The sequence below is a fragment of the Mesorhizobium sp. M6A.T.Cr.TU.016.01.1.1 genome (genome assembly GCF_003952585.1).
GTDB lineage: Bacteria > Pseudomonadota > Alphaproteobacteria > Rhizobiales > Rhizobiaceae > Mesorhizobium > Mesorhizobium mediterraneum.
This window is the reverse complement of record NZ_CP034452.1, coordinates 1,553,631-1,565,990: the sequence shown is the minus strand read 5'-3', so window position 1 is coordinate 1,565,990 and position 12,360 is coordinate 1,553,631. Positions and strand designations below refer to the sequence as shown.

Genomic DNA, 12,360 nt, shown 5'->3' with positions numbered 1-12,360 from the left:
GCGCGCTGTCGATGGCCAGATGTCTTTACAGGCCGATCCCGCGTCCCTTCAGCACTGCGGTGATTTCGTCGAGAATGACCGGATCGTCGATGGTCGCCGGCATAGTCCATTCTTCCTTGTCGGCAATCTTTTGCATGGTGCCGCGCAGGATTTTGCCGGAGCGCGTCTTTGGCAGGCGCTTGATCGTCACCACCGTCTTGAAGGCGGCGACCGGGCCGATGCGCTCGCGCACCAGGGTGACCACCTCGGTCTCGATAGTGCCGGTATCGCGGTCGACACCCGCATTCAGCACGACGAAGCCGAGCGGAACCTGGCCCTTCATCTGATCGGCGATGCCGATGACGGCGCATTCGGCAACGTCCGGATGCGCGGCCAGCACCTCCTCCATGGCGCCGGTCGACAGCCGGTGGCCGGCGACATTGATGATGTCGTCGGTTCGGGCCATGACGAACAAATAGCCATCCTCGTCCATCATGCCGGCATCCGCCGTCTTGTAGAAGCCGGGGAATTCGTCGAGATAGGCTTGGCGAAACCGGTCATCGGCATTCCACAGCGTCGGCAGGCAGCCGGCCGGCAGCGGCAGCTTGACCACGACATTGCCCAGCGTGCCGCGCTCGACCTCATGACCTCCATCGTCGAGCACGCGGATGTCGTAGCCGGGCATCGGCACGCCGGGCGAGCCGTATTTCACCGGCAACAGGCCCAGTCCGGCCGGGTTGATCGTCATCGGCGAGCCGGTCTCGGTCTGCCACCAATGATCGATCACCGGCACGTGCAACTTCTGCTCCGCCCATTTGATGGTTTCCGGATCGGCGCGCTCGCCGGCGAGGAACAGCGTGCGGAATTTCGAGAGGTCGTATTTCGGGACGAATTCACCCTTGGGATCCTGTCCCTTGATGGCGCGGAAGGCGGTCGGCGCGGTGAACAGCGCGACCACGCCATGCTCTGATATCACCCGCCAGTAGGTGCCGGCGTCGGGCGTGCCGACCGGCTTGCCCTCGAACATGACGGTCGTGCAGCCATGCAGCAGCGGGCCGTAGACGATATAGGAATGGCCGACCACCCAGCCGACGTCGGAAGCCGCCCAGAACACCTCTCCCGGCTTGACGCCGAACTCGTTCTCCATCGACCATTTCAGCGCAACCATGTGGCCGCCATTGTCGCGCACGATGCCCTTGGGCTGGCCCGTCGTTCCGGACGTGTAGATGATGTAGAGCGGGTCGGTGGCGAGCACCGGAACGCAGTCGACATTGGCGCCCGCGGCCCGCTCGCGGGCGACGGCGTCGGCATAGTCGATGTCATGGTTTTCCCTGAGCTCGCAGCGCAGCTGGTCGCGCTGCAGGATGAGGCAGGCGTCGGGCTTGTGCCGCGACGTCTCGATCGCCTTGTCGAGCAGCGGCTTGTAGGCGACGACGCGCCCAGGCTCCAGGCCGCAAGAGGCGGAGATGATCAGCTTCGGCTTGGCGTCGTCGATGCGCGTGGCGAGTTCGTGCGAGGCAAAGCCGCCGAAGACCACCGAATGCACGGCGCCGATGCGGGCGCAGGCAAGCATGGCGAAGGCCGCTTCCGGCACCATCGGCATGTAGATGATGACCCGATCGCCTTTTTGGATGCCGCGGTTCTTCAGCACCGATGTCAGCGCGACCACCTCGCGCTTCAGTTCGGCATAGGTGAATTTCTTGATCGTGCCTGAAATCGCGCTGTCATGGATCAGCGCGATCTGATCGGCGCGGCCACCCGTCACGTGACGGTCAACGGCGTTGAAGCAGGTGTTGCAGGAGGCGCCGCCAAACCAGCGCCCGTAGACGCCGGCATTCGGATCGAACACGTTGTCGTAGGGTGAGAACCAGTCGATGGCTTTGGCCGCATCCGCCCAGAATTTCTCCGGATCGCGTTTCCAGCTGTCATAGACCTCGTGGTAGCGTGACGCCATCCAGCTTCCTCCCCAGGAATGTTTGCTGTCTTTGAAATAGCGTATGCTGTTTTTGCAAGCATGTGCAATTTCGTCTTTTGGCGACCTCGCCTTGGCCGCAAAACGCGGCATGATGGTCTAGGGTCATAATGGGGGGCAAGGCGCAATGAAGTCGCGATGCGAGGTTGCCGTGTTGGCGGCTGTGCTGTTGACGGTCGCTTCCGCCGCTCAGGCCGGCGATGCGGCGGCGAGGCGCATTATCGGCTTTTCGCCGGACGGCAACTATTTCGCCTTCGAGCAATATGGCACGCTCGATGCAGGTGTTTCGGATTCGGGCTGGTCGGAGATCGACATCATCGACACGCGCACCGCTGAGTTCGTCGGCGGCAAGCCCATCCACATCGTCGACGAGTCGGAAGAGGCGACGCTCACCCTGGAGCAGGCGAGAGCACAGGCAGCCGCGCAGGCGGCACCTCTGCTCGCCCGATATGCCATCGCGCCGCGCGGCGAACGGACGGCCGTGGACAAATTCACCTTTCCCGACGACATGATCGGTTACCAAGACATTGCGCGCCTGGAGCAGGTTTCGCAGAAATGGCTTTCGCCGAGCTATGACGAGCTTGGCATCTCGACCATCCAGCTCGACCAGGCCCTAGCCGAGAGCACGACGGATTGCTCGTCAAGTTTCGACGGGACGCAGCAAGGCGCCACGGCCGGCAAGGCGCTCGGTTTCCGCCTGACGCTGCAGGGACAGGACGGCAAGCCGTTCAAGCTGCTGCATGAGGACAAAGCCGTGCCCGGCTCGAGGAATTGCCCGACCTCCTACAGCCTGTCGGAATCCTATGCGTTCGCCCCAGATGGCAAATCGGCAGTGCTAGCCGTGCTCGTGCAACGCTTCAGTCAGGGATTTGAAGGACGGGACCGCCGCTTTATCGCCGTGACCGGACAGGCGCGTTGAAAGCCCGCTTACGCCCAGGCATCTCGGCGGGATCTCGACTGCGCCTCTCGGACTGGTTCTAGAGCGGCAGCGCCGCAAGCACGAGTCCGACCCCACCAGCGATCAGCAAAGCGGCAGCGAGCGCCTTTCGGTGACGTTCGAAACCCGTCGGAGCCCGATCCCAATTGTAACGCATGTTCTGCCCCCAAAACCCGCCGAATTCCTTACCTTACCAAAGGTAAACAAAGCAACATTGTGCCTAAACTGACAATGCTCGGCGTGGCGCATGAGAATGTTGTCACCGACTATTTTTGGGGGCGTCTTTGCAAAGTCCCGCTTCGCAGATCGAAGCGGGCTTGCTTTTTGATGGTAAGCGGCAGCGCCGTGTTGGCCGCGCTACATCCCCCAGCGCAGCGCAGCCGTATGCACCGGTGCGTCCCACAGCGCGGTCGTCTCGTCGTCGAGCATCGTCAGCGTGATCGAGCAGCCGGCCATGTCGAGCGATGTCGCATAGGACCCGACCAGTGAGCGGGTGACCGTCACGCCGTTGTTCTCGAAGATATTCCGGGCGCTGTTGTACATCAGGTAAAGCTCCATCAGCGGCGTGCCGCCGAAACCGTTGATGAAGAGCAGCGCCGGGCCTTTCGCCTTCTCGCCCAGATCGCCCAGGATTGCCGCGCAGATCTCCTCGGCGATGGCATCGGCGCTCTTCAACGTGTCGCGGCGGCGGCCGGGCTCACCATGAATGCCGACGCCGAACTCCATCTCGCCGTCGCCGATATCGAAGGTCGGCTTGCCGGCCGCCGGCACGGTGCAACTGGTCAGCGCCACGCCCATAGAGCGCGTCGCGCCATTGACGCGTTCGCCAAGCGCCTTCAATGGCTTCAGCGCCATGCCTTGCTCGGCCGCGGCGCCGACGATCTTCTCGACCACCAGCGTGCCGGCGACGCCGCGCCGGCCGGTGGTGTAGGACGAGTTCTCGACCGCGACATCGTCATTGGTCACCATCTGCACGACGCCCTCCGACATTTCGGCGGCCATGTCGAAATTCATCACATCGCCCTCGTAGTTCTTGACGATGAACAGGCAGCCGGCGCCGGTGTTGACGGCTTCTACCGCGGCCATCATCTGGTCCGGTGTTGGCGAGGTGAACACCTGGCCGGGGCAGGCGGCATCCAGCATGCCATGCCCGACCAGCCCGCCATGCAGCGGTTCGTGGCCAGAGCCACCGCCGGAAATCAGCGCCACCTTGCCGGGCTTCAGCGCCTTGCGGCGCACGAATTTATGCTCGTCGCCAAGCACAAGGATGTCGGCATGGGCGGCGACGAAACCATCGAGGCTTTCGGTCAGCACCGTGTCGACCGAATTCAGAAATTTCTTCATGACCGTCCTCCCGAAATGGCCAGGCGCGGCGCGACTATGTCCCGCCCTTGCCGGCTATGCTGGTGATCTTCTGGATGAAATCGTTGACTGCCCGGTCGAGTGCTGCGTTCTGCTTGTCGTCACCGAAATCGGGAACGATCAGCGAGACATGCCGCGTCTTTCGCATGCCTGACGCCACCGACATTTTTCCCGGATGCGCCTGGTGGTAGGCAGCAAGAAAATGGTCGCGTTCGGCCGGGCTGAAATGGCAGACGGAGAAAATAGCCGGCAAATGTTTTGACGGGATCGGGATCGAATAGGCCGGGCTGGAAATCTGCGTGACGAAGCTGCGGTGCTTGCCGAGCGCGTCGGCGAGGCGCTGGCGCATGCCGGACGGGCGCTGGTCGATCACCTGCGACAGGATGGTCTTGTAAGCGCGGATCGCCTCTTCGGAGCCGGGTTCAGGTGTCTTGTCGGCCATGCCAGCGCCTAGATCGATACGTCCGCGATGGCCGCCTTGGCCATGGCGAGCTGAGCGGGAACCACCGAAAGGTCGCGCAGGCCGGCCTCAAGCAGCGCCGGGATCGACGCTGGATCGCCACCGGCGTCGCCGCACAGGCTGACCGGAATCCTTTGCGCGCGGCCGAAGGCGGCAACCGAGGCGATCAGCCGGAGCACGGCCGGGTGCCGGACGGAATTCAGATGGGCGACGAAAGCATTGTCACGCGCCGCCGCCATCACATACTGGGTCAGGTCATTCGAGCCGATCGAGAAGAAGGCGACGTTGGCAAACGCTTCCGGCGCGATCGCAACCGACGGCACCTCGACCATGATGCCGAGCGGCGGCATTTTTTGCGCGACGCCGCGCGCCACGAGACCAGCCTGTTCTTCCGTAAATAGCGCGACGGCACGTTCGTACTCGTCCGCCACGGCGATCATGGGAAACATCACCTTGAGATTGCCATGCACGGCGGCGCGCAACAGGGCCCGGATCTGCACGCGAAAGACCTCCGGTCGCGCCAGCGACAGCCTGATGCCGCGCAGGCCGAGAAACGGATTGCCCTCGTCCACGGTGAAGCCTGGCACCGGCTTGTCGCCGCCGGCATCGACGGTGCGGATGGTCACCGGCTTTTCGCCCGCCCATTCCAGCACCTTGCGGTAGGCGCAATATTGCGTCTCCTCGTCGGGCAGCGTCTTGCCGAACAGGAATTCGGTGCGCATCAGCCCGATGCCGTCACAGGTCGAGATATCGATGCCGTCGACATCGGATGGATCGGCGATGTTGACCTGCACGCGCACCGCTGTGCCGGCTTTTGTCACCGCCGGCCTCTCCAGATAGGTCTGTGCCTTGTCGCGACGGGCCGTGAACGACGACGAAGACCGGCGGAAAGCTTCGATCTCGGCCTTCGATGGCGAAAGCACGATGCCGCCATGCTCGGCGTCGAGCAGTGCGATGCCGGCAAGATGAGCCGGCGAAGCACCAAGCCCCACGATCATTGGCACGCCGCGCGAGCGCGCCAGCATGGCGACATGGCTGGCGGCACTGCCGGCTTTCAGCGCGATGCCGCCGCCGGAACTCCAGTTGGTTTCGAGAAAGCGCGTCGGAGCGATGTCCTCGCCATAGAAAATGGCTCCCGCCGGCGCAGCTGCCTCGCTGTCCTCGGTCAGCGCGCGCAGCACCTGGTCTCTGATGTCGCGCATGTCGGCCGCGCGTGCGCGGAAGTAATCCTGATCCGACGTTTCGTAGCCTGCGATCTCGGCATCCAGTGCCTGCCGCCATGCCGCATCGGCTGGCTGGCCGGCGGCAATCGCGGCAAAGGCCGGGCCGGTCAGCGCATCGTCCTCCAGCATGGCGATCTGGAATTCGAGAATGTCGGCTGCATCGCCTTCACTCGCTTCGATCAGCGCGGTGAGCCTGCCTGTCGCAATACCGATTGCCGTATCGAGCGCAGCCTTCTCTTCAGCAGCCGTTGCCTTGCCGGCATAGCGCGCGGCAACCGGGTCGAGGTTGAACAGCGGCCCCTCGGCATAGCCGGCCGAGGCCGAAATCCCCTTCAGCCTAAGCGGTTCGGGCATGGTCCACGCCCTCGTCGAAATCGCGCCGCACCAGCTCGGCCAGCGCGCCGACCGCCTCGCCGGCGCCGTCACCCCTCGCTCGGATATGCAGAACCGTCCCTTTCGGCGCCTTGGCCGCCATCACCTTGACGATGCTCTTGGCATCGAACCAAGGTCCGTTGGCGGCGAGCGCAACTTCGACATCGGCCGAAAATGTCTTGGCGAGCTTGGTGAACTTCACCGAAGGGCGCGCATGCAGGCCCACCTCGTGGGTGATCAGGACGGTGGCTTCTGCGGATGCGGACATTGAGTCAAAATTCCTGTTCATTCACGATGGCGATAATTCGTGTGCCGTCGCCACCACTTCCCTGAGCGAAGCGCCGCCGGAAGCTTCCGTCGCCGCCATCACCGCGCCCTCGACGATCGGCGCATTGCAGACGATGATCTTCTGCGCGCGCGGCTCGCCGATCATCTCGACCGCCATCTCGCTGTTGGTCTCGGCGCCGCCGAGATCGACAAGTATGGCGACACCCGCCTCCGACCAGGCTTTGTCGATGGCGCTCATGATCGCCTCGACATTGGTCCCCAGCCCGCCATGGCCGTTTCCGCCGCACCATGCAAGCGGCACTTCGTCGCCAACCATCTGGCGCACCATGTCCGCCGTGCCTTCGGCGACCAGCGGTGAATGCGACACGATAACGATGCCGACATTGCTCATGCTTGCTCCCCGATGGTCTCAGTGACAGCCCGCACCAGAAGCGCGACCGAGCGCCCGCCGGCATCCATATGGCCGATCGAGCGGTCGCCAAGGAACGAAGCGCGTCCGCGCAATGCCTTCATCGGCACGGTGGCATCGGCTGCACGGTCCGCGACATCGGCGATTTCCGCCCCGGTCTTTCCCTGCAGCAGGGCGTCATGCACCGGCTGCAGCACGTCGAGCATGGTCTTTTGCCCGACTTGCGACTTGCCCCTCGCTGCCACCGCCTCGATTGCCTTGCCGAAAGCCGTAGCCAGATTGGCGCGATCCGGCTCTGCGGAAGTCTCCTTGCCGAGCGCCATGAACAGCGTCCCGAACAGCGGTCCCGATGCCCCGCCCACCGTCATCACCAGCTTGGTGCCGATCGCCTTCAGCGCCTCCGGCAATGGCTTTGCAGCAAACCTCTCGGCCTCCGCCCGCACTGCCTCGAAGCCGCGCTTCATGTTCAGGCCATGGTCGCCATCGCCGATCGCCTGGTCGAGCGCGGTCAGTTCGTCCGCGTGGGCGGCAATCGTGTCGGCGGTGACGGATATCAGCGTCTTCAGGTCAACCTTGTCCATCGTCCCAGTCTTGTCCAGCGTCCCAGCGCTCATCGGTTTGCAATCCTGTTGCCGGCTTGGTCGAAGAACAGCGGCGCCCGGTAGCGGATAATCACCCTGTCGCCCTTTTCCAGTTGGATGTCGGGGTCGGTCAGCGTCACCAGCTTTCTGCTTCCCACCGTCACATGCAGGTGGTTCTGGTCGCCCAAATGCTCGACCCAGTTAACAACGCCGTCGGCGGGGCCATTCGATGCCTTGCCGATCGACAGATGTTCTGTACGCGCGCCGATCGTTTTGGTTCCCGCCGGCATGTCGCCATCCGGCAGCAGGCCCGTCGGCAACAGATTGATTGCCGGCTGGCCGAGCCTTGCGGCGACATGAAGGTTTGCCGGCTCCGAGTAGATGGTGCGTGGCGTGCCGATCTGCACCAGCACGCCGTCGGCGAGAATGCCGATGCGATCGGCCATCGTCATCGCTTCGATCTGGTCGTGCGTGACATAAAGCATGGTGGCGCCGAGCTCGGCCTGGATGCGCTTCAGCTCGAGCCGGAGGTCGGCGCGCAGCTTGGCATCGAGCGACGACAGCGGCTCGTCCATCAGATAGATCGAGGGCTTGCGCACCAGGGCGCGCCCGATGGCGACGCGCTGCATCTCGCCGCCGGAAAGCTTGGTGGAGCGGTTGTTCAGCTTGTGGTGGATACGCACCATCTTGGCCACTTCCTCGACGCCGCGGCGCACCGCGTCCTCTCCCAGCCGCCGCGCAGGCGAGCGCAGCGGAAAGGCCAGATTGTCGTAGACCGACAGATGCGGATAGAGCGAATATTGCTGGAAGACGAAGGCGGTGTCGCGCTCGGCCGGCGACAACATTGTTGCATCGCGGCCGCCGATATGGATCGAGCCCATATCCGGCCGTTCCAATCCGGCGATCAGCCGCAGCGTGGTCGTCTTACCGGCGCCGGTCGGGCCGAGCAGCACGACGAATTCGCCATCGGCGACATGCAGATCGAGAGTGTCAACGGCGACATGTTCGCCGAAGCTCTTGGTCACGCCTTTGATCTGCACGTCAGCCATGATGTGCTCTTCCCTGGGAAGCCCCGTCATGGATTGCGGTTCGCACCGCGCGGCCGGAGCCCCTCTCGAACAGCGACAGCCGTGCGCTGCTCAGCGCCAGGCCGACATGGTCGCCCGCATTGAGCCGAATTTCGGCCGGCACCCGCGCCTTGATGATGCCGCCGGATGTCTCCACCGCAACGATCTGCGTGGTGCCGAGATATTCGGTGCCATAGATGGCGCCACGCAGCTTCGACGCGTCGTCGAAGCGGATGTGTTCCGGTCGGATGCCGAGCGCCATGTCGGCCGGCGCGATGTCCTCGCGCACCTCCGGCACCGCCACCTTGGCACCTTGCACTACTATCTCCCTGGCACCCTTTGAAAGCCCGCCGCCGAAGCCGAGAAAATTCATCGGCGGCGAGCCGATGAAATCGGCGACGAACATGGTAGCCGGCCGGTCGTAGATTTCGCGCGGGGTGCCGAACTGTTCGATGACGCCGTGGTTCATAACCGCGATCTTGTCGGCCATCGACATCGCTTCCATCTGGTCATGCGTGACGTAGACCGTGGTGGCGCGGATGCGGTTGTGCAGTTCGCGCAGCTCATGGACCATGAGATCGCGGAATTCGGTGTCGAGCGTGCCGAGCGGCTCGTCCATCAGGAAGCATTTTGGCCGCCGCACGATGGCGCGGCCGAGCGCGACGCGCTGGCGATCACCGCCGGCAAGGCCGGAGACCGATTTGTTGAGCAGATGGTCGATGCGCAACAGCTTCGCCGTCTCTTCGACGCGCTGGCGGATTTCGATGCCGGGCATGCCCTGCGCCAGCAACGGGAAGCCGATGTTCTTACGCACATTCATGTGCGGATAGAGCGCGAACAGCTGAAAGACGAAGGCGATGTCGCGCTCGCGGGCACGTCGCATGGTGACGTCCTCGCCGCCAAGCAGGATCTTGCCGCCGGTCGGCAGTTCGAGCCCGGCAATCATGCGCAACGTCGTCGTCTTGCCGCAACCCGACGGCCCCAGCATGACGAAGAACTCGCCATTCCCGACGACGAAGTTGGAATCCTGCACGGCGACGAAATCGCCGAATGCCTTCCTCAGATGCTCAACGCGGATTTCAGCCATCGTCTACTCCGGAAACTTCGAGACGATGATGAACATCGCCGTGCCGGCCAGCATGGTGACGAAGGAGTACGTGTAGAGCGACAGCGCGAAGGGCTGAAACAGCATCAGGAAGCCCATGGCGATGATCGCGGTGGCGATGTTTTCCATCAGCCCGCGGCGGAGCGCGCGCGGCCATGATGGTCTTATGGGAGCAACAGGACGCGTCATGCTCCACTCCCTTCCTTCTTCCCGTTCACGGGGCGAGGCGGTTGCCAGGTGGTTCCCCCACTCCGCCGCTGCTTCGCAGCGCCACCTCTCCCCCCTCCGGAGGGAGAGGAAGGGAGTCTGGCTGAATTAAGTTCGCACCCTTCCTCTACCCCGTCGATCGGGGGAGAGGTGTCGAGCGAAGCTCGACGGAGTGGGGGTCGACCTGGCGCGGCGGGAGAAGATGTATGTGCCTGCTTGTCATACACGCTATCGCTAAACGGTAAGCGTTCGCAAATGTGTCGATCCCGTAGCCGTGGACAAGGAGAAGGGAAACGGTGGCACCGTCGGTTTCTTATTCCCACATCAATCATTTGCGCACCGCGCCGAAGGTGATGCCACGCAGCAATTGCTTGCGAAGCAGGATGGTGAACACCAGGATCGGCACCAGGAAGATCGTCGTGCCTGCAGCGACCGCCGGCCAGTCCTGGCCGCCTTCGCCAATGATGGTCGGGATGAAGGGCGGCGCGGTCTGCGCCGTGCCCGAAGTCAGCAGAGCGGCGAACGCATATTCGTTCCAGGCAAAGATCAGGCAGAAGATGGCGGTCGCGGCAATACCGGTGGTCGCCTGCGGCAGCACGGTGCGCCAGAAGGCCTGCAGCCGCGTATAACCGTCGATCATCGCCGCTTCTTCGTACTCGCGCGGGATCTCGTCGATGAAGCCTTTCAGCAGCCACACGGCAAGCGACACATTGACCGCCGTATAGAGCAGGATCATGCCGAGCGCGGTGTCCGACAGGCCAAGCTCGCGATACATCAGATATATGGGAATGGCGACCGCGATCGGCGGCATCATCCGCGTCGACAGGATGAAGAAGAGAAGGTCGTCGGCCAGCGGCACCTTGAAGCGCGAGAAGCCATAGGCCGACAACGTGCCGAGGAACACCGCGCAAAAAGTCGAGCCGAAGGCGATGATCAGCGAATTGACGAAGCGCGGCATGAAGTTAGACGGGCCGGCGATCACCATGTTGCGCTTGCGCGTGGTCTCGTCGCAGAAGCCGGTCGCCGGTCCAAGCGAGTTGATATATTCCGGCGTCTGCCTTGTGCGCGTCGTGAACAGATTGCAGTAGCCTTCGAGGCTAGGCTGGAACAGGATCTTCGGCGGATACGCAATCGAATCCGGCGGCGTCTTGAAGCTGGTGGCGAAGATCCACAGCAGCGGCACGATCGAGATCAGCGCGTAAAGCACGATGATCGTGCCGGCGACGCGCTTCGACGTGGCCGAGGGTGCGACGACCGAATGGGCTGACGTCAGGCTCATCTCTGCTTCACCTTGTTGAGCGCCTTGACGTAGATATTGGCCAGCCCGAACACCGCGACGAAGAGGATGATGGCGAAGGCCGAGGAATAGCCCGTCCGCCAGCTTTCGAAGGCCTGCCGCTTCAGCGTGATTGAGGCGACTTCGGTGGTCGAGCCGGGTCCGCCGCCGGTGAGCAGGTTGACCATGTCGAACATCTTGAAGTTCTCGATGCCGCGGAACAGCACCGCCAGCATGATGAAGGGCAGCGCCATCGGCAGCGTGATCGACCAGAACTGCCGCCAGTTGGAGGCACGGTCGACCTCGGCCGCCTCATAGATATATTCGGGGATCGAGCGCAGCCCGGCGAGGCAGATCAGCATCACGTACGGCGTCCACATCCAGGTGTCGACGATGACGATCGACCACGGTGCCAGCGAGACGTTGGAGAGCATGCCGATCTCCGTTGCCGGAATGCCGGTGACGAACGAGACGGCATAGGCGAACAGGCCGATCTGCGGCTCGTAGAGGAAGCGCCAGAAATTGCCGACCACTGCCGGCGACAGCATCATCGGCACCAGAATGATGGTCGTCCAGAAGGCGTGGCCGCGAAACTTCCGGTCGATCAGCCAGGCCAGCGTGAAACCGATCAGCGTCTGCAGCAGGATGGTCCAGAACACGAAATGCGCCGTCGTCTGCATGGCGATCCAGATGTCCTGGTCGCCGAGGATGCGCTTGTAGTTGGCAAGGCCGACATTCTTCACCACCTCGTTGGGGCGATTGGCGCGGTAATTGGTGAAGGAAAGATAGATCGCCCAGAACAGCGGAAAGATGTTGATGGCGAGCAGCAACAGGATCGTCGGCGAGATGAACAGCCAGGCGAGGCCCTTGTCGCTGATGCCCCGGACCTTGCGGGCCAACGGCTCAGGCGTGGCCCGGGCAACGCTGTCCGCAGTCCGATTGAGCATGGTCAGTCCCGCTTCGGTCACTTCAAGTCGTCTCGACATTGGAATTTATCTGAACTGTGTCCCGTGCCAAGGGCGGCACGGGACCAGAACATGATGCCGAAAAGTGTTAAGCGGTTTTCGGACGACATCATGCTCACTCGCTCTTGGTCCGGGGCCGGATGATTTCGGGTCTTCG

Annotated in this window: 13 protein-coding genes; 1 reads left to right on the top strand and 12 read right to left on the bottom strand. The window is 63.2% G+C overall.

Features of this window, described 5'->3' with window-relative positions; all coding sequences use genetic code 11:
• Positions 1-25: 25 nt before the first annotated feature.
• Positions 26-1,933: a propionyl-CoA synthetase gene (locus tag EJ075_RS07260; RefSeq protein ID WP_126103883.1), complete on the bottom strand. Its 1,908-nt coding sequence runs from the start codon at positions 1,931-1,933 to the stop codon at positions 26-28.
• Positions 1,934-2,078: 145 nt separating this feature from the next.
• Here EJ075_RS07260 and EJ075_RS07255 point away from each other — a divergent pair, with 145 nt between their 5' ends.
• Entirely contained in the window at positions 2,079-2,870 is a 792-nt protein-coding gene (locus EJ075_RS07255) for a DUF2259 domain-containing protein (RefSeq protein ID WP_126103882.1), read from the top strand.
• Positions 2,871-3,245: 375 nt separating this feature from the next.
• Here EJ075_RS07255 and dhaK read toward each other — a convergent pair whose 3' ends face one another.
• The 11 genes from dhaK to EJ075_RS07200 all read right to left on the bottom strand — a co-directional run bounded on the left by dhaK (position 3,246) and on the right by EJ075_RS07200 (position 12,185).
• A complete protein-coding gene (gene dhaK / locus EJ075_RS07250) occupies positions 3,246-4,232 on the bottom strand; it encodes a dihydroxyacetone kinase subunit DhaK (protein WP_126103881.1) in 987 nt (328 codons plus the stop codon).
• Positions 4,233-4,266: 34 nt separating this feature from the next.
• Positions 4,267-4,692, bottom strand: coding sequence for a hypothetical protein (locus EJ075_RS07245; protein ID WP_095484299.1), 426 nt, complete (start codon positions 4,690-4,692; stop codon positions 4,267-4,269).
• A gap of 8 nt (positions 4,693-4,700) precedes the next feature.
• Positions 4,701-6,287, bottom strand: a complete 1,587-nt coding sequence (gene ptsP, locus EJ075_RS07240) for a phosphoenolpyruvate--protein phosphotransferase (RefSeq protein ID WP_126103880.1) — start codon at positions 6,285-6,287, stop codon at positions 4,701-4,703.
• Positions 6,271-6,573, bottom strand: coding sequence for an HPr family phosphocarrier protein (locus tag EJ075_RS07235; RefSeq protein WP_095485040.1), 303 nt, complete (start codon positions 6,571-6,573; stop codon positions 6,271-6,273). Before EJ075_RS07235 ends, ptsP begins: the two co-directional genes overlap by 17 nt.
• A gap of 21 nt (positions 6,574-6,594) precedes the next feature.
• Complete coding sequence (dhaM, locus tag EJ075_RS07230) at positions 6,595-6,984, bottom strand: dihydroxyacetone kinase phosphoryl donor subunit DhaM (protein ID WP_027032790.1); 390 nt, start codon at positions 6,982-6,984, stop codon at positions 6,595-6,597.
• Complete coding sequence (gene dhaL, locus EJ075_RS07225) at positions 6,981-7,583, bottom strand: dihydroxyacetone kinase subunit DhaL (RefSeq protein WP_126107266.1); 603 nt, start codon at positions 7,581-7,583, stop codon at positions 6,981-6,983. Before dhaL ends, dhaM begins: the two co-directional genes overlap by 4 nt.
• A 29-nt stretch (positions 7,584-7,612) precedes the next feature.
• The gene (locus EJ075_RS07220) at positions 7,613-8,632 is read right to left on the bottom strand and encodes an ABC transporter ATP-binding protein (RefSeq protein ID WP_126103879.1); all 1,020 of its coding nucleotides are present in this window, start codon (positions 8,630-8,632) and stop codon (positions 7,613-7,615) included.
• Positions 8,625-9,737, bottom strand: a complete 1,113-nt coding sequence (locus EJ075_RS07215; protein WP_126103878.1) for an ABC transporter ATP-binding protein — start codon at positions 9,735-9,737, stop codon at positions 8,625-8,627. Before EJ075_RS07215 ends, EJ075_RS07220 begins: the two co-directional genes overlap by 8 nt.
• A gap of 3 nt (positions 9,738-9,740) precedes the next feature.
• A complete protein-coding gene (locus EJ075_RS07210; protein WP_126103877.1) occupies positions 9,741-9,944 on the bottom strand; it encodes a hypothetical protein in 204 nt (67 codons plus the stop codon).
• Positions 9,945-10,290: 346 nt separating this feature from the next.
• Positions 10,291-11,241, bottom strand: a complete 951-nt coding sequence (locus EJ075_RS07205; RefSeq protein ID WP_095484294.1) for a carbohydrate ABC transporter permease — start codon at positions 11,239-11,241, stop codon at positions 10,291-10,293.
• Entirely contained in the window at positions 11,238-12,185 is a 948-nt protein-coding gene (locus EJ075_RS07200) for a sugar ABC transporter permease (RefSeq protein WP_126107265.1), read from the bottom strand. The genes EJ075_RS07205 and EJ075_RS07200 overlap by 4 nt, the downstream gene beginning before the upstream one ends.
• Positions 12,186-12,360: the final 175 nt, after the last annotated feature.